General features: G+C 70.6%; 16 protein-coding genes and 1 pseudogene. 13 read left to right on the top strand and 4 right to left on the bottom strand.

Annotated features, from left to right (window positions below; genetic code table 11):
- Nucleotides 1-125: 125 nt before the first annotated feature.
- Nucleotides 126-1,955 (bottom strand): AMP-dependent synthetase/ligase, encoded by a 1,830-nt coding sequence (locus tag BJP60_RS09475; protein ID WP_203135535.1) that lies wholly within the window; start codon nt 1,953-1,955, stop codon nt 126-128.
- A 71-nt stretch (nt 1,956-2,026) separates the two neighbouring features.
- Here BJP60_RS09475 and BJP60_RS09470 point away from each other — a divergent pair, with 71 nt between their 5' ends.
- Together BJP60_RS09470 and BJP60_RS09465 are read left to right on the top strand one after the other, a co-directional pair.
- Entirely contained in the window at nt 2,027-2,764 is a 738-nt protein-coding gene (locus tag BJP60_RS09470) for a lysophospholipid acyltransferase family protein (RefSeq protein WP_203135534.1), read from the top strand.
- Between the two features lie 44 nt (nt 2,765-2,808).
- Entirely contained in the window at nt 2,809-4,158 is a 1,350-nt protein-coding gene (locus BJP60_RS09465; RefSeq protein ID WP_203135533.1) for a class II 3-deoxy-7-phosphoheptulonate synthase, read from the top strand.
- A 195-nt stretch (nt 4,159-4,353) separates the two neighbouring features.
- On the opposite strand, the gene pknB is transcribed toward BJP60_RS09465, so the two are convergent.
- Together pknB and BJP60_RS09455 are read right to left on the bottom strand one after the other, a co-directional pair.
- Complete coding sequence (gene pknB / locus BJP60_RS09460; RefSeq protein ID WP_203135532.1) at nt 4,354-6,519, bottom strand: Stk1 family PASTA domain-containing Ser/Thr kinase; 2,166 nt, start codon at nt 6,517-6,519, stop codon at nt 4,354-4,356.
- 137 nt (nt 6,520-6,656) lie between these two features.
- Nucleotides 6,657-8,147 carry a LysM peptidoglycan-binding domain-containing protein gene (locus BJP60_RS09455; protein ID WP_203135531.1) on the bottom strand — a complete coding sequence of 497 codons (1,491 nt, stop codon included), beginning with the start codon at nt 8,145-8,147 and terminating at the stop codon, nt 6,657-6,659.
- Between the two features lie 286 nt (nt 8,148-8,433).
- On the opposite strand from BJP60_RS09455, the gene BJP60_RS09450 reads away from it, so the two are divergent.
- Nucleotides 8,434-8,784 (top strand): Rv2175c family DNA-binding protein, encoded by a 351-nt coding sequence (locus BJP60_RS09450; RefSeq protein WP_238439363.1) that lies wholly within the window; start codon nt 8,434-8,436, stop codon nt 8,782-8,784.
- A gap of 24 nt (nt 8,785-8,808) precedes the next feature.
- Here the strand turns inward: BJP60_RS09450 and BJP60_RS09445 are convergent, their stop codons facing one another.
- Nucleotides 8,809-9,897 carry a polyprenyl synthetase family protein gene (locus BJP60_RS09445; RefSeq protein ID WP_203135530.1) on the bottom strand — a complete coding sequence of 363 codons (1,089 nt, stop codon included), beginning with the start codon at nt 9,895-9,897 and terminating at the stop codon, nt 8,809-8,811.
- Between the two features lie 65 nt (nt 9,898-9,962).
- On the opposite strand from BJP60_RS09445, the gene BJP60_RS09440 reads away from it, so the two are divergent.
- From BJP60_RS09440 to BJP60_RS09395, 10 genes and pseudogenes are all read left to right on the top strand, one after another.
- Complete coding sequence (locus BJP60_RS09440; RefSeq protein ID WP_203135529.1) at nt 9,963-10,355, top strand: DUF3040 domain-containing protein; 393 nt, start codon at nt 9,963-9,965, stop codon at nt 10,353-10,355.
- A gap of 257 nt (nt 10,356-10,612) precedes the next feature.
- Entirely contained in the window at nt 10,613-11,044 is a 432-nt protein-coding gene (gene mraZ / locus BJP60_RS09435) for a division/cell wall cluster transcriptional repressor MraZ (protein ID WP_203135528.1), read from the top strand.
- Nucleotides 11,045-11,160: 116 nt separating this feature from the next.
- Nucleotides 11,161-12,129, top strand: coding sequence for a 16S rRNA (cytosine(1402)-N(4))-methyltransferase RsmH (gene rsmH, locus BJP60_RS09430; RefSeq protein WP_203135527.1), 969 nt, complete (start codon nt 11,161-11,163; stop codon nt 12,127-12,129).
- On the top strand, nt 12,126-12,755 hold the full coding sequence (locus BJP60_RS09425; protein ID WP_203135526.1) for a hypothetical protein: 630 nt from the start codon (nt 12,126-12,128) through the stop codon (nt 12,753-12,755). Before rsmH ends, BJP60_RS09425 begins: the two co-directional genes overlap by 4 nt.
- 40 nt (nt 12,756-12,795) lie before the next feature.
- Nucleotides 12,796-14,583 (top strand): peptidoglycan D,D-transpeptidase FtsI family protein, encoded by a 1,788-nt coding sequence (locus BJP60_RS09420; RefSeq protein ID WP_203135525.1) that lies wholly within the window; start codon nt 12,796-12,798, stop codon nt 14,581-14,583.
- Between the two features lie 88 nt (nt 14,584-14,671).
- Nucleotides 14,672-16,084, top strand: coding sequence for a UDP-N-acetylmuramoyl-tripeptide--D-alanyl-D-alanine ligase (locus BJP60_RS09415; protein ID WP_203135524.1), 1,413 nt, complete (start codon nt 14,672-14,674; stop codon nt 16,082-16,084).
- On the top strand, nt 16,081-17,193 hold the full coding sequence (gene mraY / locus BJP60_RS09410; protein ID WP_203135523.1) for a phospho-N-acetylmuramoyl-pentapeptide-transferase: 1,113 nt from the start codon (nt 16,081-16,083) through the stop codon (nt 17,191-17,193). The genes BJP60_RS09415 and mraY overlap by 4 nt, the downstream gene beginning before the upstream one ends.
- Nucleotides 17,190-18,739 (top strand): annotated as a pseudogene (gene murD / locus BJP60_RS09405) (UDP-N-acetylmuramoyl-L-alanine--D-glutamate ligase). Before mraY ends, murD begins: the two are co-directional and overlap by 4 nt.
- Complete coding sequence (gene ftsW, locus BJP60_RS09400; protein WP_203135522.1) at nt 18,687-19,916, top strand: putative lipid II flippase FtsW; 1,230 nt, start codon at nt 18,687-18,689, stop codon at nt 19,914-19,916. The pseudogene murD and the gene ftsW overlap by 53 nt, the downstream one beginning before the upstream one ends.
- Nucleotides 19,913-20,992 carry a UDP-N-acetylglucosamine--N-acetylmuramyl-(pentapeptide) pyrophosphoryl-undecaprenol N-acetylglucosamine transferase gene (locus BJP60_RS09395; protein ID WP_203135521.1) on the top strand — a complete coding sequence of 360 codons (1,080 nt, stop codon included), beginning with the start codon at nt 19,913-19,915 and terminating at the stop codon, nt 20,990-20,992. The genes ftsW and BJP60_RS09395 overlap by 4 nt, the downstream gene beginning before the upstream one ends.
- Nucleotides 20,993-21,034: the final 42 nt, after the last annotated feature.

Raw genomic sequence — 21,034 nt, 5'->3', positions numbered from 1 at the left:
CCCTCTCCGGTCGTTGAGCGAGGAGCGAAGCGACGAGCCGAAACGGGGAGAGCCTCTCCGCGGCCGGAGCCGGGAGCAATGCAGAAGGCCCCGGATCGCTCCGGGGCCTTCTGCGTGAGCAGACGTCAGCCCGCGACGGACAGATTGGTCGTTGCGTCCTTGGCGGCATAGAGGTCCTCGATCTCGTGCGCGAAGTCCTTCTTGATTTCCGCGCGCTTGATCGACAGCTTGGGGGTCAGGTGGCCCGTGGCCTCCGTCCACTCCGTGCCGAGGATCACGAACTTCCGGATCGACTCGGCACGCGAGACACGCGTGTTCGCCTCGTCGATCGCACGCTGCACCTCGGCGCGCACGGTCGCGTTCTTCGCCGCCTGCTCGAGCGTGAGATCCGGGCTCTCGCCGTGCGTGGCGAGCCACGCGGGAAGCATCTCGGGGTCGAGCGTCACGAGCGCGGAGATGAACGGCTTCTGATCGCCGACCACGACGACCTGACCGACGATCGGGTTGGCGCGGATCGGGTCCTCGAGCGCGGCGGGGGCGACGTTCTTGCCGCCCGCCGTGACGATGATCTCCTTCTTGCGCCCCGTGATCGACAGATATCCGTCGGCGTCGAAGGCGCCGAGGTCTCCCGTCCGGAACCACTCGCCGTCGAAGGCCGCGGCGGTCGCCTCCGCGTTCTGCCAGTACTCGCGGAACACGTTGATGCCCTTGACCTGGATCTCGCCGTCGTCGGCGACGCGGATGCCGACGCCCGGCAGCGTCGGGCCGACCGTGCCGACCTTGCTCAGGCGGGGCAGGTTCACCGTGGCGGGCGCGGTGGTCTCGGTGAGGCCGTAGCCCTCGAGGATCGTGATGCCGAGGCTGTGGAAGAAGTGCCCGAGGCGGGCGCCCAGGGGAGCGGAGCCCGACACGGCGTGCGTCACGCGACCGCCCATGAGCGCCCGCAGCTTCCCGTACACCAGCTTGTCGAACAGCGCGAACCTCAGCTTCAGGCCGAGACCGATCTTCTCGCCGTCCTGCAGGCGGCGCGAGTGCTCGATCGCCGTCTTGGCCGCGGCGCGGAAGATCCTGCCCTTGCCCTCCGATTCGGTCTTCTGCTCGGCGGAGTTGTAGACCTTCTCGAACACGCGCGGCACGGCGAGCAGCAGCGTCGGCTTGAACGAGCCGAGCGTCTTGACGAGGTTCTTGGTGTTCGGCTCGTGACCGGTCTTGACCCCCGCGTGGATGTAGAGGATCGACATGAAGCGCGCGAACACATGCGCCGTCGTAATGAACAGGACGGTCGACGCGCCGGGGGCGTGCACGACCTCGCTGAGCGCCTCCGTCGCATTGCGCGAGAGCTCGACAAAGTTGCTGTGCGTCAGCACGCAGCCTCGCGGGCGTCCGGTGGACCCCGAGGTGTAGATGATCGTCGCGATGTCCGAGCCGTTCGCGAGGCCGCGGCGGCGCTCGATCTCGGCATCCTCGATCGCCTGGCCGTCCGCGGTCAGCTTCGCGATCAAGCCCTCGTCCAAGCGCCACACGGAGCGGATGAGCGGCAGCTCGTCGGCGACGGACTGGTAGGACTCGTGATGCGCGGCAGTCTCGACGATGAGATTCACGGCACCGGAGTCGGACAGAATCCACTGGATCTGCGAGGGGGAGCTGGTCTCGTAGACCGGCACCATGACGGCACCGGCGTAGAAGAGTGCGAAGTCGACCAGCGTCCACTCGTACGTCGTCTTGGCGAGGAACCCGATCTTCTCGCCGGGCTGGATGCCGGCCGCGACGAAGCCCTTGGCGAGCGCGATCACCTGGCGCTCGAACTCCGCGGCGGTGACGTCGCGCCATCCATCGCCCTCGGGCACTGCGAAGATCGGACGGTCGGGGGTCGCACGCGCGCGCTCGACGAGCAGGTCGGCGACGTTCGCCTCGGGATCGGCGGGGACGATCGCGGGTGTCGAGAATTCGATCACGGCAGCTCCTTCGGTACCGGACAGGGCAATGGCGGGTTCGGTCGATTCTAGTGTCCCTCTAGACTCTCCCCGTGTTCTATTGGCTGATGAAGTACATCGTGGTCGGGCCGATCGTGAAGGCGATCTTCCGGCCGTGGATCATCGGCGCCGAGAACATCCCTCCGGTCGGCGGGGCCATCCTCGCCAGCAACCACCTGTCCGTGGCGGACTCGATCTTCCTACCGCTCATGATCGAGCGGCCGATGACCTTCCTTGCCAAGAGCGAGTACTTCACGGGCAGGGGTCTGAAGGGCTGGGCCACGAAGTGGTTCATGAAGGGGACCGGGCAGATCCCGATCGACCGCTCGGGCGGATCGGCATCCGAGGCGGCGTTGAACACGGCCCTCCAGGTGCTCGGGCGCGAGGAGCTGCTCGGGATCTATCCCGAGGGCACCCGCAGCCCCGACGGCATCCTGTATCGCGGCCGGACGGGCATCGCCCGCATGGCGATGGAGGCGAAGGTGCCCGTGCTCCCCGTCGTCATGGTGGACACCGACACGATGATGCCGATCGGCCGGACGATCCCGCGCATCATGCGCGTCGGCATCGTGATCGGCGAGCCGCTCGACTTCACGCGCTACGAGGGCATGGAGAACGACCGCTACGTGCTGCGGTCGGTGACCGACGAGATCATGGTCGCGCTGCAGCAGCTCGGCGGGCAGCGGTACCGCGACGTGTACGCGTCGTCGGAGAAATCGAAGCGGACGACGGTCGACGACGCGGTCGCCGAGCCCGTCGTCGATGCATCCTCCGCGCCCGCGCGGGACTGACACACGGTCCGAGGCACCTCTCGGACGGCACTAGCATCGAAGTCATGCACAGCACGGCTCGCCTCGATCCGAGCGCCCTCGACGCCTGGCGCTCTCTCCCGATCAAGCAGCAGCCGGAGTGGCCCGACTATGCCGAGGTCGAGCGCGTCTCGGCCGAGCTCGCCCAGCAGCCGCCGCTCGTGTTCGCAGGCGAGGTCGACAGCCTCAAGGACCGACTCGCCCAGGCGGCGTCCGGCCGCGCGTTCCTGCTCCAGGGCGGCGACTGCGCCGAGACCTTCGCGGGCGCCACGGCCGACAAGATCCGCAACCGCGTCAAGACGCTGCTGCAGATGGCGGTCGTCCTGACCTACGGCGCATCGATGCCCGTGATCAAGATGGGCCGCATGGCGGGACAGTTCGCCAAGCCGCGCTCGAGCGACATGGAGACGCGCGGCGACGTCACGCTGCCGGCCTACCGCGGCGACATCGCCAACGGCTACGACTTCACGGCCGTGTCCCGCACGCCCGACCCGCAGCGCCTGCTGAAGGCGTACCACACGTCCGCGTCGACCCTGAACCTGATCCGGGCGTTCACGCAGGGCGGTTTCGCCGACCTGCGCGAGGTGCACTCCTGGAACAAGGGCTTCGCCGAGAACCCCGCGAACCAGCGCTACGAGCGGCTTGCGGCCGAGATCGACCGCGCCATCAAGTTTATGGAGGCGGCGGGCGCCGACTTCGACGAGCTGAAGCGCGTCGAGTTCTACACGGGCCACGAGGGCCTGCTGATGGACTACGAGCGCCCTCTGACCCGCATCGACTCGCGCACCGGCACGCCCTACAACACGTCGGCGCACTTCGTGTGGATCGGGGAGCGCACGCGCGACCTGGACGGCGCGCACGTCGACTACTTCTCGCGCATCCGCAACCCGATCGGCGTGAAGCTCGGCCCGACGACGAGCCCCGACACGGCGCTCGCGCTGATCGACAAGCTCGACCCCGAGCGCGAGCCCGGGCGTCTGACCTTCATCACCCGCATGGGCGCCGGGAAGATCCGCGACGCGCTGCCGCCGCTGCTCGAGGCCGTCAAGGACTCGGGTGCGAAGCCGCTGTGGGTCACCGACCCCATGCACGGCAACGGCATCACGACGCCGACCGGCTACAAGACCCGCCGCTTCGACGATGTGATCGACGAGGTGCGCGGATTCTTCGAGGCGCACCGCGCGGTCGGGACCTTCCCCGGCGGCATCCACGTCGAGCTCACGGGCGACGACGTGACCGAGTGCCTGGGCGGCTCCGAGCAGATCGACGAGGCGACGCTCGCGACCCGGTACGAGTCGCTGTGCGACCCACGTCTGAACCACATGCAGTCGCTGGAGCTCGCCTTCCTCGTCGCGGAAGAGCTCGAGAAGCGCTGACGCCGTCGTCGTGACCCGCGGCGGAAGCCCCCACGGGGTTGCCGCCGCGGGTGCGAGCGCAGGGGCTTCCGCTGCGGTGGGGCATCCGTCAGCAGAGCTGGGGCCCGGTTCGCAGGCTCACCCCTGCTCTGCCGCCGGATCCCCTCACCTCCGCTGACCCGCGGAGCGGACAGCGGCTCGCCGCTGCGGCGCCCGTCAGTCGCGGACGTCGATCGCGATCTCTACAGCCGTGCCCTGCGGATGCCGCTCACCGCCGGGCACCGACTGCGACTTCACCTCGGTGAGGTCGTTGACCGCGATGTTCCAGGGGAACACGACGCCCGACACCTCGAAGTGCTCGGAAAGCGCAGCGACCGCCTCGTCGCGGGTGAGACCCACGACGTTCGGCACCTCGAACAGCTGCACGCCGAGCGATCGCACGACAGTGATCCGGTCGCCGGGGCGCCAGTTGCCCGCCTCCGCACGAGGCTCGACGCGAATCACGGCGTCCAGGGCGACGGAGTTGCTGTACTCCTCGGTGACGCTCGGCTCGAGCCCCGCATCCCGCAGCGTCTGCACGGCCTGTGCGGCCGGCATGCCCGCGACCTCGGGCAGCGGCCCGAGCGACTGCACGAGGGTGATCTCGTCACCCGGGCGCCAGTTGCCCTCCTCGGCGCGCGGCTCGATGCGAAGAACGGTGTCGGCGGGACGGTCGCCCGAGAACTCCTTGGTCACCGTGACCGCCAGGCCCGCGTCCTCGAGGGCCGACTGGGCGTCGGTGATCGGCATGCCTGCGCTCGCCGGCAGCGGGCCGAGGGAGACGACGAAGTCGGCGACATCGCCCTCGTGCACCGTGCAGCCCTCGAAGCAGTCCACGCGCTCCTCGGTGCCGGCGGGGATGATGTCGAGGCCGATCACCTGCTCGGCCGGCGCGTCCGAGAACAGCAGGAGGTTCTCGGCGTCGTCGTACGTGATGACCCTCTCGTCGAGGAGAGCCTGCGCGTCGGCGAGAGCGAGGCCCTCGAAGGAGTCGAGGGTGACCTCCGCGGGCCCCGTCGAGATGAAGACGCGCACATCGCCGCCCTTGTCGGTCGGCGTCCCGATCTCCGGTTCCGTGCGGATCGCCTGCCCCGCAGGCACGTACGGGTCGTCGTCGGAGTCCTCAACGGCCACGAGCTCGACATCGGCCAGCAGCTGCTGGGCCTCGGCGAAGGTCATGCCCGCCACATCCGGCACCTGCACCTGCGAGCCGGGGCCCGAGCCGAACCACCAGCCGATCCCGCCCGCGGCGGCCGCGAGCAGCAGCACAAGAGCGATCAGCAGACCGCCGCGGCGCTTGCGCTGCTCCGCGCGGCGGCGCAGGCGCGACGCGTTGTCCGTCTCCTCGACCGGCCCGGTGTCGCCCACCTCGCCCGTGATCTCGCCCGTGGAGACGAGGCCGCCCGGGAGGATCTTCGTCGCGCCCGAAGCGCCCGCCTCGGAGGGCAGCACGCGGGTCTCGAACGCGGGGGCGGAGCGCGTGGGCAGGGGAGCGATGCCGAGCTCCCTCTCGATCTCGCGCAGCCGCTCGAGCATCTCCTGCGCGTCGGAGGGACGCTCGTCGGGGTTCTTCTCGGTCGCCCACAGCACGAGCTCGTCGAGCTGCTCCGGCACGCCGGGGTTCTTCACGCTCGGCCGGGGCACCGAGTCGGTCGCGTGCTGGAACGCGATCTGCATGGGCTGCTCGCCCTTGTACGGCTGCTCGCCGGCGAGCATCTCGTAGAGCAGGATGCCGAGCGCATAGATGTCGCTGCGCGCGTCCGCCGTGCCCCGGGTGACGAGCTCGGGCGCGAGGTACGCGATCGTGCCGAGCAGCTGCTGACCGGTGGCGGTGTTCGCCGACGAGGCGCGCGCGAGCCCGAAGTCGCCGATCTTGATCCGGCCGTCCTCGGCGAGCAGCACGTTCTCGGGCTTCACATCGCGATGGATGAGTCCCGCGCGGTGGGCGGCCGCCAGGCCCGACAGCACCGCGTCCATGATGGTGATCGTCTGCGTCACGGTGAGCCGACGCTGCTCCTTCAGGAGCTCGCGCAGCGTGATGCCCGGCAGGTACTCCATGACGAGGTAGGCGAGTTCGCCGTCCTGTCCCTGGTCGAACACGTTCACGACGTGCGGGTCCGACAGACGGGCCGCCGAGCGGGCCTCCTGGATGAAGCGGCTCTGGAACACGCTGTCGTCGCTGAGATGCCCGTGCATCACCTTGAGGGCGACGCGCCGCTCGAGCCGCAGGTCGGTCGCGACGTAGACCGTGGCCATGCCGCCGCGCGCGATGCGGGCGCGCACGCGGTAGCGGCCGTCGACAAGCCGCCCGATGAGGGGATCGACCTGCTGACTCGTGCTCACGTCTGAATTCTACGTTCGGGCTCCTGGGGAGCCGGGGAGCGGCGCACCCGCGGATGCCGGGAGGGAGGCGGGCCGTCTGAGGCGCCCCCTCGTCCCGCTCGCGGCGCTCTGAGTCATCCGGCTCGCCGCGCGAGGCGTCAGCCGAGCTGGCGGAGCCAGCCGTACGCGGCGGTCTCCCACTGCCCGTAGCGGTTGGGGAACGCGGAGATCTGCACGGCCTGGGCGGCCTTCGTGAACTCCATCTTCTCCCAGCCCTTGATGTCGTACAGGCCGCGGGTCTTGCCCTTGTTGGGGTTCTGCGCGCCGCCGAAGAACACGCGCGTGGCGCGCACGCGGTCGCGGATCTGCTCCGGGGTGCCCCAGCCGGCGCTCGGACGCTGCTGGAACAGGCCGAGCGAGTCGCGGTCGCCGTAGTTCAGGTTGCGGATGCCCGACTCGACCATTGCGGTCGCCAGCGCGATGGCGATCGCCTTGTCGGATGCGCCGATGTCGCGCCCCACCCTGATGATGATGCGGGCGTTCTCGACCTGCTGGGCGTCGAGGACGGCCGAGCGCTGAACGCGCGGGTCCTCGGAGTAGCCGGCCGAGGGCTTCGAGACGGCCGCGGGGGCGGCGGTGGCGCCCGAGAGCTTCAGCTTCTGCCCGGGGTAGATGATCGCGCCGCTCGACAGGCCGTTGGCCTTGAGGATCGCCGAGACGGTGGTGCCGTGCTTGTGCGCGATGGCCCACAGCGTGTCGCCGGCCTTGACCTCGTGCGTCTTGCCGCTGACGGCCTTGACGGGCGCCGCCGCAGGAGCGGGGGAGGACACGAGCGCCGGCGCCGGAGCGGCCGCCGCGGCGCCGACCTTCAGCTTCTGCCCGGGGAAGATCGTGGCCACGCTGTCGAGTCCGTTCGCGCGGATGATCGTGGCGATGCTCACGCCGTGCTTCTGTGCGATGCCCCACACCGTGTCGCCGGCCCTGACCGTGTAGGTCGCTCCACTCGACGCGGGCGCGGCGGCGGGCTTCGGCGTGGCGACGGGCGCCGGGCGGGCGGGGGTCGCCGCGGGGGCGGAGGTCGCCGAACCGCTCACCTTGAGCTTCTGTCCGGGGTAGATGACCGCCGCGGAGCTCAGACCGTTGGCGCGCAGGATGGCGTCGACCGTCGTCTTGTGGTGGTGCGCGATGCCCCACACGGTGTCGCCGGCCTTGACCGTGTACGTCGCCGCGGCGGCCGCGGGCTTGGCGACCGGCTTCGCGGCCGCGGGCTTCGCGGCGGCGGTGCCGGACTTGGTCAGGCGCAGCACCTGACCGGGGTAGATCGTGCTCGACCAGCTCAGGTTGTTCCACGTCAGGACGTCGATGGTGCGCAGGCCCGCGCGGATCGCGATCCGGGTGACCGTGTCGCCCGGCTGCACCACGTGGGTCGTGGGGGCGGCGGCCGTGCGGACCGCGGTCTCCACGCGAGGCGCCGGCGCGGCCTTGACCGCATTGGCGCCAACCACCGAGCCGAACGCATCCGTGCGGTTGTGCCCCTCGCGCACGCCGTCGCGCGTCTTCACGTCGGCAGCCGCGGCCGGCGTGGCGCCGAGCGAGAGCGCGATGGATCCCGCGATGGCCACCGGGACGGTGGTCAGCAGTGAGCGCATCGGCTGGCTCGCCTTGGCGTGGCTGGCGCGTGCAGGAGTACGACGGTGCACGATGGGTTCCCCTCTTATGGACGTTCAGCGCGGGTCTGCCGAATGTCTGACTCAAGAAACCGTGTCACGGAAGTGAAAACGTGTCAACCAGTGGTATCGGGCGTGACTCGTGTTATGAGAGAGGTGTTCGCGACTGCTGTTGCTTATGTGACTCATGTGAATCCGGATTCGAACGCAGGCCTGCGCGTGCCGCCGGGAGAAGACCGCGCCGCCCGCCGGATGAGATAGTGGCAGGGTGACCGCGCAAGACTTCTCACGGATCCAGACCGAGTGGCTCAGCATCCCCGACGTCGCCGAGCTGATCGGCGAGACGCCGGGTCGCGTGCGCCGGCTGCTCGACGACAACGCGCTCGTCGGATCGAGGCGCGAGGGGGCGCTCAAGATCCCCTCGGTCTTCTTCGTCGACGGCGACGTGCTGTCCTCCCTGCGCGGCACCGTGTTCGTGCTGCACGACGCCGGCTTCAGCGACGACGACGCGATCGACTGGCTCCTCACCGTCGAGGAGTCGATCGGCGTCGCGCCGATCGAGGCTCTGCGCGCCGGTCGCAAGGCGGAGGTGCGGCGGGTCGCCCAGACCCTCGCCTGAACCCCGGCGCCGTCGCGGCGCCGCTCAGGCGCGGCGTTCGACGGCGGCGCGGGCGAGCGCGTGCAGTTCGCGCGCGGCCTCGGGCTGCAGCCCGGCCGATGCGAGTGCGTCGTCGGCCTGGGCGGCGTAGTCGGAGATCAGCTGCTCCACGCGCGCGAGCGCGCCGCTGGAGGCGATGAGGTCCCGCAGCCAGGCGACGTCCTGATCGCTCATCGCGGGGTCGCCGAGCGCGGCGTCGAACCGCGCCCGGTCCGCGCCCGAAGCGGCGGCGCGCGTGAAGGCGACGAGCGCGGTGCGCTTGCCCTCGCGCAGGTCATCGCCTGCCGGCTTTCCGGTCTCGTGCGCATCGCCGAACACGCCCAGCACGTCGTCGCGCAGCTGGAACGCCATGCCGAGGGGATGTCCGAACGCGCGCAGCGCGCGCAGGCGCGATCCGTCGCCGCTCGCCAGCGCGCCGCCGATCACGAGCGGCTGCTGCACGCTGTAGCGCGCGGACTTGTACGACGCGATCCGCAGTGCACGCTCGGCATGCGCGTCCTCCGGCGCCGTGCTCCATGCCGACTCCTCGGCGATGTCGAGGAACTGGCCGACGGTGACGTCGCGGCGCATCCGCGCGTATTCGGCGCGCGCGGCGATCGCCGCGACGGGCGAGGAAAGGGCCGCGAGCGCATCCTCGAACAGGTCGTCGCTCCAGGCCACGAGGAGGTCGCCGAGGAGCACGGAGCCGGCGCGGCCGAACGACTCCGCGTCTCCCGTCCAGCCCGCTTCGCGATGCCGGGTCTCCAGCGCGCGGTGCGCGGAGGGGCGGCCACGGCGCGTGTCGGAGTTGTCGATCAGGTCGTCGTGCACGAGCGCGGCGGCCTGGAAGATCTCGAGCGCCGCGCAGGCGTCGATCACGGCGTCTGCGTCGGCGTCCGCGTCGCTCGCGATGCCGCGCCAGCCCCACCACGCGAAGCGGGCGCGCAGGCGCTTGCCGCCCTGCAGACTCGAGGCGGCGTCACTCACGAAGGCGAGGCCCTCATCGCCGAATTCGGCCGCTTCGTCCTTGCGCTCCGCCGTGAACTTATCGAGACGCTGGGAGATCGCTTCGATAAGGGGGAGCGAAGGGGTCACAGGCCTAGCCTAGTTCTCCGGGCCGAGACTAGAATGAGGCTCAGCCATCACCTGAGGGGGACACGATGCCACTCTCCGAACAGGAGCAGCGCCTTCTCGATGAGATGGAGCGCCATCTCATGCAGAACGACGCCGATGTCGTGAGCGCGCCCGCGGGCGCACAGGTTCTGAGTTACCGCAACCTGATCATCGGCGCGCTCGTCGTGCTGGCCGGTCTCGGTGCGGTGATCGCCGGCATCGCGCTGTGGCGGACGAGCCTGCCGCTGGGGCTCGTGCTCGGCGTCGCGGGCTTCGCCGCCATGCTGGGCGGCGTCATCCTCGCCGTGAGGCCGGTGAGAGGCGGGGCGCAGACGCCGCGCACGGGCACCGGCCGCGCGCCCCGCGCCCCCCGTTCCGGCTCCTCCTTCATGGACCGGATGAACGAGCGTTGGGAGCGCCGTCAGAACGGCGACGGCTAGCCTCCACTTCCCTCCAGATCAAGCGCCGACCTTCGGGTCGGCGCTTTTTTCGTGCGTCGAGGCTCCCCATCCGGGCACGTGAGAGTTCGGGAGCCGGATTTCCCTCCACCGCGCCCCACCCGCGCTCCACCGCGGAATTGCGGGCCTCCTCGGCGCGACACGACGCGAATCGGTGCGGATTTCCTCTAGACAGTGGGGAAGAGTGGAGTAAAGTGGGGGCTACCTCGGAACAGGCCGGACGGAGGGGGTGATGGCCAGTGCTGTTGGGTACCCACACCCCCAAGCTCGACGACAAGGGCCGCGTCATCCTCCCTGCCAAGTTCCGTGAGGAGCTCGCAGGCGGCGTCGTGGTCACCCGTGGCCAGGAGCGATGCCTGTACGTGTTCAGCACGTCCGAGTTCGAGCAGGTGCACGAGCGTGTGCGACAGGCGCCGCTCAGCAACAAGCAGGCCCGCGACTTCCTGCGCATGTTCCTGTCGGGAGCGAGCGCCGAGACCCCCGATGGACAGAACCGCATCACGATCCCGCAGCACCTGCGCACCTACGCCGGGCTCGAGAAGGAGCTCGTCGTGACGGGCGTCGGGGCGCACGCCGAGATCTGGGACGCGGCCGCCTGGAACGCCTACCTGGAGAGCAACGAGGAGAGCTACTCGGAGATGGAGCAGGAGGTGATCCCGGGACTGTTCTGAGACACGAGCCCCCGGTTGCGACCCCCACCCGCAGCCCTGACGCACTTCCCCGGCGCCAGGTCGAGCGGTTGGGGATCGGAGCCGGGGGAGAGCCTCGACCTCAGACCCGAAGCATCATGAACCACCGCGACATCCACACCCCCGTCCTGCTCGAGCGCTGCGTCGAGCTGCTGGGCCCCGCCCTGCGGCACGCCGTCGACGCCGGGCGGACCGCCGTGTACGTCGACGGCACGCTCGGCATGGGCGGCCACTCCGAGGCCTTCCTCGAGCGCTTCCCGGACATCCGGCAGGTCGGACTCGACCGCGACCCCGACGCGCTCCGCATCGCCGGTGAGCGCCTCGCGCCGTTCGCCGACCGGATCTCGCTCGTGCACACGGTGTACGACGGCATCGCCGAGGCGCTTCGCGACGCCGGCCACGACCACGCGGACGCGATCCTGTACGACCTGGGCGTGTCGTCGCTGCAGCTCGACGAGGCCGACCGCGGCTTCGCCTATGCGCAGGATGCGCCGCTCGACATGCGCATGGACCCCACGCAGGGCTTCACCGCGGCGGATGTCGTCGCCACCTACGGCGAGGGCGACCTGCGTCGCATCTTCGAGCGCTACGGCGAGGAGAAGCTCGCCGCCCGCTACGCCCGCGCGATCATCGCCGCCCGGCAGGCGGCGCCGATCGCGCGCTCCGGGCAGCTCGTGGACATCCTGCAGGCCGCGACCCCCGCGGCGCTGAAGAACGCGGGCCACCCCGCCAAGCGCGTGTTCCAGGCGCTGCGCATCGAGGTGAACGGCGAGCTCGCGGCACTCGAGCGCGCGATCCCCGCGGCGCTCGGCACGCTCGCCGTGGGCGGGCGGCTCGTCGTGCTGTCGTACCAGTCGCTCGAGGACCGCTTCGTCAAGCGGCTCTTCGCCGAGGCGACGACGTCCACGGCCCCGCCGGGGCTGCCCTTCGAGCTTCCCGAGCACGCTCCGCAGTTCCGCCTGCTCGTCAAGGGCGCGGAGCTCGCGAGCGACGAGGAGGCCGCGCGCAACCCGCGCGCGAAGCCCGTGCGCCTGCGCGCCATCGAACGAATCAGGGAGGCGGCATGAGTCTCGCGAACACGGCGGTCGACGTCCGGGCCGCCCGTCCCCAGGTCCGCCCCGAGCCGACGGGCGCGCCGCGCCGTCGCCTGCAGGCGGTGCCCGACGCCCCTGCGCGTCGTCGTCCGCGACTGGGCTACGCGATCGTCGCGTTCGCCGGAGCCGTGGCGATCGCGATCGCGCAGATGAGCCTGTCGGTGCTGACCACGCAGTCGTCGTACGAGCTCGCCGCGCTGAACCAGGAGCGCCGCGCCGCCACCCTTCAGGCACAGGAGCTGCGCGACGAGGTGGCGGGGCTGAGCTCGCCGCAGAACCTCGCGGCCAGCGCGGCAGGCCTCGGAATGGTGATCGACAGCGTGCCGCCCAGCAGTCTGCGCCTCAGCGACGGCAAGATCACCGGTGACGGCGCTGCCGCCGGCGCGAAGTCCACCGTGGATGCGAAGGGACGTGCGGCCGTCGGCAACGCCCTGCTGGAGCGCTCCGCGGTCACGGCGGACGCCGAGGCGACCTCGGGGAGCGCGAAGGAAGACGACGAGAGCACGGACGACACGCCGTCCGCAGAGACCGAGAAGAAGGCCGAGGCGGAGCTGCCGCCGCCTCTGACAGAGGGCCTGCCGAGCCCGACCACCCGCTGACCCACCGATCCGACGAAACCCGCATGCGCCAGGGGAGCCGATGAATCCGATCGCCAAACGCTCGTCGCGTCGCCGCACCATGGTGGCGGCCGCCATCGTGCTGACCGTGCTGGGCGGCTTCGTCGTGCGCCTGATCGACATCCAGGTCGTGCACGCGGAGGAGCACCGCGCCGATTCCGTCGACCAGCGGGCAGGTTACGAGAAGCTGTTCGGCACGCGCGGCACGATCGTCGACGAGAACGGCGTCGTGCTGGCCAGCTCGACCATGCGCTACGACGTCAACATCGATCCGACGCTCGTGGCGGACATCGAGCGCACGGCCGAGGACGGCTCCGAGCACCTGCAGACGTGGGACGAGCAGGCCGCGCTGATCGCGCAGATCGTGGGCATGGACGTCGAGGAGATCAAGCGGATCGTCGCGGACAAGAAGGCGAACGAGCCCGAGTCGCAGTGGGCGGAGCTGACGCGCGGTGTCTCGACGGCGCAGTACCAGGCGCTGCGCGAGCTCGAGGTGCCGTACCTCACCTACGACCCGCGCCCGTCGCGGTCCTACCCGAACGGGGCGGTGGGCGGCAACCTGCTCGGCTTCGAGTCGAACGACGGCGAGGCGCTCGCGGGCGTCGAGCGCTGGCAGAACGACTGCCTCGAGGCGAAGGACGGCGAGGAGACCTACCAGATCGGCAGGACCGACGGCATCCGCATCCCCGGATCGGAGCAGGTGACCCCCGCGACCGACGGCGGTCAGGTGCAGCTCACGATCGACTCCGATCTGCAGTGGTACATGGAGCAGATGATCGCCGAGGAGACGCAGAACCAGAAGGCGATCTCGGGCACCGTCTACATCCAGGAGGTCAAGACCGGGAAGATCCGGGCGGCCGCGCAGTACCCGGCCATGGACCCGAACGACGTGGCCGGGACGGATCCCGCATATCGCGGCTCGCTCGTGTTCGGCACGACCTTCGAGCCGGGCTCGACCTTCAAGGCCATCACCGCCGCCTCGCTGCTCGAGGAGGGCGTGGCGAACCCGCTCAGCACGGTGACGGCAAAGGACTGGGAGGAGTTCCCCAACGGCGCCCGCCTCGGGGACTCGCACCCGCACCCCGAGCAGACCTACACGCTCGCCGGTGCCCTGATCGACTCGTCGAACGTGGCGCTGTCGAAGTTCGGCGAGATGCTGCCCGAGCAGAAGCGCTACGAGTGGCTGCAGAAGTTCGGCATCGGAGGCGGCGCCGTGGTCGGGTTCCCGGGGGAGCAGAACGGCTGGATCGCGCCTCCCGCCGAATGGGACAACCAGCAGCACTACGCCACGACGTTCGGGCAGGCGTTCACCGCCACGATCCCGCAGGTGGCGAGCGCCTACCAGACCATCGCCAACGACGGCGTGCGCGTCGCTCCGCAGCTCGTCGAGTCGTGCACGACCCCGGACGGCGAGGTGACGGCGGCGGAGACGGCGGAGCCGGAGCGCGTGATCAGCGAGGGCACGGCGCAGCAGCTGCAGCTCATGCTCGAGAACGTCGCGTTCCAGAGCTCGGTCGCCGAGCAGATCAAGGTGCCCGGCTACAGCATCGCGACCAAGACCGGCACGGCGCAGAAGCCTGCCGAGGGCGGCGGGTACAAGCCCGGCGTGTACTTCACGAGCATGGTCGGGTTCGCCCCGGCGGACGACCCGCAGTACGTGGTCATGATTACGCTCGACGAGCCCAAGCGGGTAACCTCGTCTGCGGCCACGGCGCCCGCGATGCAGAAGGCGATGGCCTACGTGTTGCAGTCCTACCGTGTCCCGCCGGGCCGCACGGAGCCCGAGACCAAGCTCCCGATGTTGAAGTGATGCGCCACCCCGTGCCCGGGGCAGAGCGAGCACCACGGAGGTACACCATCCGAATGATCCGGCCTGCCCTGATGATCGCGTTCGCCGCATGATCGCCCTGACGCTCTCGGAGATCGCGGAGGCGATCGGAGGACGGCTGCACCTGCACGGCGACGCGACGCCGGAGACGGTCGTCTCCGGCGACGTGGACACCGACTCGCGCGCCATGACGCCCGGAGCGGTCTTCGTCGCCAAGCCCGGCGAGACGACCGACGGCCACCTGTTCGTCGGCAAGGCCGTCGAGGCGGGCGCGGTGCTCGCGCTCGTCGAGCGCGTCGTCGACGAGCCGGTCACGCAGATCGTCGTCCCGGACGTCGTGCTCGCGATCGCGGATCTCGCGCGCGAGGTCGTGGCGCGCGTGCGCGCCGGCGGCGCGCTGAAGATCGTGGGGATCACCGGCTCGAACGGCAAGACGACGACGAAGAACCTGCTGGCGACGATCCTGCGCCCCGAGGGCGAGACCGTCGCGCCCAAGGGCTCGTACAACAACGCCGTGGGCGCGCCGCTCACCATGCTGCGAGTGACGCACGACACCCGCTTCCTGGTGTGCGAGTTCGGGGCGGACGGGCACGGGCAGATCGCGCGGCTCGCGGGACTCGTGACGCCCGACGTCGGCGTCGTGCTGATGATCGGCATGGCGCACGCGGGCGGCTTCGGAGGACTCGACGGCACCGTCCGCGAGAAGTCCGAGCTGGTGCGGGCCGTGCGCCGCGGCGGCGTTGCCGTCCTGAACGCCGACGACCCCCGCGTGGCGGGCATGGCCTCGATCGCGCAGGAGCGCGACCTCGAGGTGCGCTGGTTCGGAGAGGCCGAGACGGCCGACGTGCGCTCGGGCGCGCTCGAGGTGACGGCCTCCGGCACCCGCACGACCGTCACGGTCGGCGGGCGGGAGCTGCCGCTGCACCTGCGCGTGCTGGGTGCGCACCACGTCAAGAACGCCCTCGCGGCGATCACGGCGGCGGCCGCGCTCGGCGTCGCCCCCGAGGCCGCCGTCGAGCGCATCGAGACGGTCGAGCTCGCCGAGCGCTGGCGCATGCAGGTGCTCACGCAGTCGCCCGTCCGGATCATCAACGACGCCTACAACGCGAGCCCCGATGCGGTCGCGGCAGCGCTGCGCACGCTCGCGCAGATCAGCGGGCCGGACGAGCGCATGGTCGCGGTGCTCGGGGCCATGAGCGAGCTCGGCGAGCACTCGGTCGAGGAGCACATGAAGATCGGCCTGCTCGCCGTGCGGCTGCGCATCCCGCGCATCGTCGTCGTCGGACAGGACGCCCGCGCGCTGTACCTCGCGGCGATCGCGGAGGGCTCGTGGAGCGGCGAGGCCGTCTTCTTCGAGACGGCGGACGAGGCGTTCGCCTACCTCCAGGACGAGCTGCGTCCCGGCGACTCCGTGCTCGTGAAGTCGTCCAACGCGGCCGGGCTCCGGTTCCTCGGCGATCGTCTGGGAGAATCGTTCTCGTGAGATCACTTCTGACGGCAGCGGCGATCTCCCTGGCGTTCTCCCTGTTCCTGACGCCCGTGTTCCTGCGGCTGTTCCGCCGCTGGGGCTGGGCCCAGCCCATCCGCGTCGCGAGCGCGAAGATGCTCGCCCCCGACCACGAGGTCAAGCGCGGCACGCCCACCATGGGCGGCACGATCTTCATCGTCGGCACGGTGATCGGCTATCTCGTCGGCTGCTGGGCGGGCGGCAACCCGCCGACCCCGTCGGGCTGGCTGGTGATCTGGCTCATGCTGTCGTTCGGTGCCGTGGGCTTCATCGACGACTACCTGAAGGTGAAGCAGGATCACTACGACGGCCTGAGCGGATGGCGCAAGATCGCGGGCCAGGTCATCGCGATCGTGCCGTTCGCGATCGCCGCGCTGAACTTCGAGAACGCGTACGGCCAGACCCCCGGCACGGGCTACGTCTCGCTGTTCCGCGACATCCCCGTGCTGTCGTTCATGGCGCTCGGCCCGGTTCTCGGCTGGCTGCTGTACCTCGTCTGGCTGTCGCTGCTCGGCACGGGCTTCTCCAACAGCGTCAACCTCACGGACGGTCTGGACGGCCTCGCGGCCGGCGCGGGCATCTTCGTCGTGGGGGCGTACAGCCTGATCGCGTTCTGGCAGTTCAATCAGGCGTGCACGCGCGTGCTGCTCGAGCCCGAGCTGCTGCAGGCCTGCTACAGCACGCGCGATCCGCTCGACCTCGCGGTCGTCGCGGCCGCGGTGGTGGGCGGCCTCGTCGGCTTCCTGTGGTGGAACGCGCCCAAGGCGCAGGTGTTCATGGGCGACGTCGGGTCGATGGCGATCGGCGGCGTCGTGACCGCCATGGCGGTGCTGACGCGAACCGAGCTGCTCGGCCTCCTGATCGCCGGTCTGTTCGTGATCTCGTCCGGGTCGGTCATCCTGCAGCGGCTCTACTTCAAGCTGACGCGTGGCAAGCGGCTGTTCCTGATGAGTCCGATCCATCACCACTTCGAGATGCGCGGCTGGCCCGAGGTCACGATCGTCGCGCGATTCTGGATCATCGCCGGCCTGCTGTCCGTCAGCGGCATCGGTCTCTTCTACGTCGAATGGCTCAGCCGCACATGAGCGAACGCATCGATTCCCTGACCAGCTGGAACGCCGATTGGAAGGGCCTGCGCGTCGCCGTGCTCGGCCTCGCGTCGACCGGATTCTCGGTCGCCGACACGCTCGCCGAGCTCGGCGCGGACGTGCTGGTGGTCACCGAGACGGCCGCCGAGGAGTACGCGCGGCTCGTGCCGGTCATCGGCGCGCGCCTGTGGCAGGGCTCGCTCGATGACGTCCCGGCCGAGCTGCGTATGTTCGATCCCGAGGTCGTCGTCGCCTCGCCCGGCTTCCCGCCGTCTCACCCGGTCGTGACGTGGGCGCGCGAGAGCGGCGTGGCGCTGTGGGGGACATCGAGCTCGCCTGGCGCGTGCGCGACAAGGTGCCGCGCCCCGACGGCACGCCGGCCGAGTGGATCTTCATCACCGGCACGAACGGCAAGACCACCACGACGCGCCTGACCGCCACGATGCTCGTCGAGGGCGGCCTGCGCGCCGCGCCGTGCGGCAACATCGGCGTGCCGATCCTCGACGCCGTCCGCGATCCGGCCGGCTTCGACGTGCTCGTCGTCGAGCTGTCGAGCCACCAGCTGTGGTATCTCGGGCTCGAGGAAGGGGTCGGCTCGCCGTCGCCGCACGCGGCCGTGTGCCTGAACCTCGCGGACGACCACCTGGTGTGGCACGGCTCGTTCGAGGCCTACCGCGATGCGAAGGCCGTCGTGTACCGCAACACGAAGGTCGCCGCCGTGTACAACAAGGCCGACGAGGCCACGATGCGCATGGTCGAGGACGCGGAGGTCGTGGAGGGCGCCCGCGCGATCGGCTTCGACCTCGGCGTCCCCGGGCCCAGCGATCTCGGCGTGATCGAGGGCATCCTCGTCGACCGCGCGTTCCTGGAGGAGCGCCGCACGTCCGCCCTCGAGCTCACGACCGTGGGGGCGCTCGCCGAACGCGGCCTCGCGGCGCCGCACATCGTCGCGAACATCCTCGCCGCGTCCGCGCTCGCACGGTCGCTCGACGTGCCGCCCGCCGCGATCCGTTCGGCGCTCGAGGGCTTCCGCCTCGACCCGCACCGGATCGAGGTCGTCGCGCGCGAGGGCGGCGTGACCTGGGTGGACGACTCGAAGGCGACGAACCCGCACGCGGCGGCGTCGTCGCTCGCGGCCTATCCGGGCGCGGTGTGGATCGTGGGCGGCCAGCTGAAGGGCGTCGACATCGGCGCCCTCGTGGCCCAGCGCGGACCGGCCAGCCGGGCAGCGATCGTGATCGGCGTGGAACGCGGCGAGGTCGTCGCGGCTTTCGCGCGACACGCGCCCGCGGTGCCGGTCTTCGAGGTCGACCACGCCGAGACTGAGACAGTCATGAACCGGGCCGTCGAGCTGGCGGCCGGGATCGCGCGAGACGGAGACGTGGTGCTGCTGGCACCCGCCGCCGCATCGTTCGATCAGTTCACGGGATACGACGACCGCGGCGCGCGCTTCGCCGCCGCGGTGAGGGCACGGATCGGAGGGGGAGCGGATGAGCACCACGACGCGACCCCCGAGGACGACGCGCCCGGCGAAGAGCGCTGACCCGCAGGACGCGACGCGCTCGGGCGCACTGACCGCCCGCGTCTCGCTGGGCCGGGTCTTCGCGCCCGTGCCGCTCGAGTTCCTGCTGATCGTGTCGTCGGCGCTGCTGCTGACGGGCTTCGGCATCGTGATGGTGACGTCGGCCACGACGGCCTCGGCGCTCAGCGAGGGCAAGAGCCCCTACAACGACGGCATGCAGCAGGGCGTGTTCGCCCTGCTGGGCCTCGCCCTGATGTTCGTCACGAGCAGGCTGCCCGTGCGGTTCTTCCGCAAGTCCGCATGGCTGATGCTGATCGGCGCGATCTGCCTGCAGCTGTTGGTCTTCGTGCCGGGTCTGGGTGTGGAGGCCGGCGGAAACCGCAACTGGATCGCCATCGCGGGGTTCTCACTCCAGCCGTCGGAGTTCCTGAAGCTCGCACTCGCGCTGTGGACCGCGATGATCCTGTACCGCAAGCGCGCGAAGCTCGGCAGGCTGCAGCACGTGATCATCCCGCTCGTGCCGGTCGCCGGCCTCGCGATGGGCACGGTCATCGCGGGACATGACCTCGGCACCGTGATGATCATGGTGCTCGTGCTGCTCGGCGCCCTGTTCTTCTCGACCGTGAACCTGCGCATCTTCGTGCTGCCGCTGCTTCTCGGCGTGGTGGGCGTGGTCGGCTACGCCGTCACGAGCGAGAACCGCATGAAGCGCATCCTCAGCATGTTCAACGAGGACTGCGACTACCTCAACGAGTGCTACCAGTCCACGCACGGCATCTGGGGACTGGCGAGCGGCGGGGTGTTCGGCGTGGGACTCGGCAACTCGGTCGAGAAGTACAACTGGCTGCCCGCCGCGGGAGACGACTACATCTTCGCGATCGTCGGCGAGGAGCTGGGCCTGATCGGGTGCGTGGCGGTGCTGCTGCTGTTCGCGACGTTCGCCGTCGGCGCGTTCCGGCTCATCCGCAACAGCGACGACCTGTTCGTCAAGATCGCCGCGGGCGGCATCACGGTGTGGATCCTCGGGCAGGCCCTCATCAACATCGGCGTGGTGCTGCGGGTGTTCCCGGTGCTCGGCGTGCCGCTGCCGTTCCTGTCGGCAGGAGGCAGTTCGCTCATCGCGATCCTCGTGGCGTGCGGCGTGCTGCTGGCGTTCTGCCGGACGCTGCCCGCGGCGCCTGAGAGAATCGATCGGTGACGACGTACCTTCTCGCCGGCGGTGGCACCGCCGGTCATGTGAACCCCCTGCTCGCCGTCGCGGACGGACTGCGCCTGCGCGAACCGGACGCCGATGTGCTCGTCCTGGGCACGCAGGAGGGGCTCGAGTCGCGGCTCGTCCCCGAGCGCGGCTACGAGCTCCTGATCGTGGAGAAGGTCCCGTTCCCGCGCCGCCCGGACGGCGCGGCCGCGGCGTTCCCCGTGCGCTTCCCGCGCGCGGTCGGCCGGGTGCGCGGGTACATCCGAGATCGCGGCGTCGATGTCGTCGTGGGCTTCGGCGGCTACGCCTCCGCCCCGGCATACGTGGCGGCGCGCCGCGAGCGCATCCCGTTCGTGGTGCACGAGGCGAACGCGCGCCCCGGGCTCGCCAACGTGCTGGGCGCGCGCCGCGCGGCAGCCGTCGGCGTCACGTTCCCCGGCACGCCGCTGCGCCGCGCGGAGGTCGTCGGCATGCCGCTGCGCCGCGAGATCGTGGACCTCGACCGCGCGGGACGGCGCGCCGAGGCCGCCGACTTCTTCGGCCTCGACCCCGACCGGAGGACGCTGCTCGCGTTCGGGGGGTCGCTGGGCGCCCGCCGGATCAATGAGACCCTCGCCGGGTCGTGGCGCGACATCCTCGACGCGGGCTGGCAGCTGCTGCACGCGACGGGGGAGCGATCCGACCTCGAGGATCCGGGCGTCGACGGGTACGCGATGGTCCGCTATCTCGACCGCATGGACCTCGCGTTCGCGCTCGCGGACCTGATCGTCTCGCGGGCGGGGTCCTCCACGGTGAGCGAGGTCGCCGCCCTCGGCATCCCCGCCGTCTACGTGCCGTACGCCGTCGGCAACGGCGAGCAGCGGCTGAACGCGTCGTCCTCGGTGTCGGCGGGCGCGGCGATCCTGATCGACGACGCGGCCTTCACCCCCGAGCGCGTGCGCTCGGAGATCCTGCCGCTGCTGCGCGACGACCGGCGTCTCGCCGGCATGTCGGCGGCCGCCCAGAACGCCGGCACGCGCCGTGGCACGGAGAACGTCATCGCGCAGCTCGACCGCGCGCTCGGCCGCGTCCTCTGAGGCGCACGCCCGCCCGCGCGCCGACGGCCGCCTGCAGGCGGG

The sequence above is a fragment of the Microbacterium sp. JZ31 genome, from assembly GCF_016805985.1.
In the GTDB taxonomy this organism is placed as follows: Bacteria; Actinomycetota; Actinomycetes; order Actinomycetales; family Microbacteriaceae; genus Microbacterium.
This window is presented reverse-complemented; position numbering and strand designations above follow the sequence as displayed.

Bases quoted from the DNA above. Each gene is read 5' to 3' on its own strand.
- BJP60_RS09465 (WP_203135533.1), top strand. From the start codon at position 2,809: ATGCACAGCACGGCTCGCCTCGATCCGAGCGCCCTCGACGCCTGGCGC.
- BJP60_RS09455 (WP_203135531.1), bottom strand. From the start codon at position 8,147: ATGCGCTCACTGCTGACCACCGTCCCGGTGGCCATCGCGGGATCCATC.
- BJP60_RS09440 (WP_203135529.1), top strand. From the start codon at position 9,963: ATGCCACTCTCCGAACAGGAGCAGCGCCTTCTCGATGAGATGGAGCGC.
- rsmH (WP_203135527.1), top strand. From the start codon at position 11,161: ATGAACCACCGCGACATCCACACCCCCGTCCTGCTCGAGCGCTGCGTC.
- BJP60_RS09425 (WP_203135526.1), top strand. From the start codon at position 12,126: ATGAGTCTCGCGAACACGGCGGTCGACGTCCGGGCCGCCCGTCCCCAG.
- BJP60_RS09420 (WP_203135525.1), top strand. From the start codon at position 12,796: ATGAATCCGATCGCCAAACGCTCGTCGCGTCGCCGCACCATGGTGGCG.
- BJP60_RS09415 (WP_203135524.1), top strand. From the start codon at position 14,672: ATGATCGCCCTGACGCTCTCGGAGATCGCGGAGGCGATCGGAGGACGG.
- ftsW (WP_203135522.1), top strand. From the start codon at position 18,687: ATGAGCACCACGACGCGACCCCCGAGGACGACGCGCCCGGCGAAGAGC.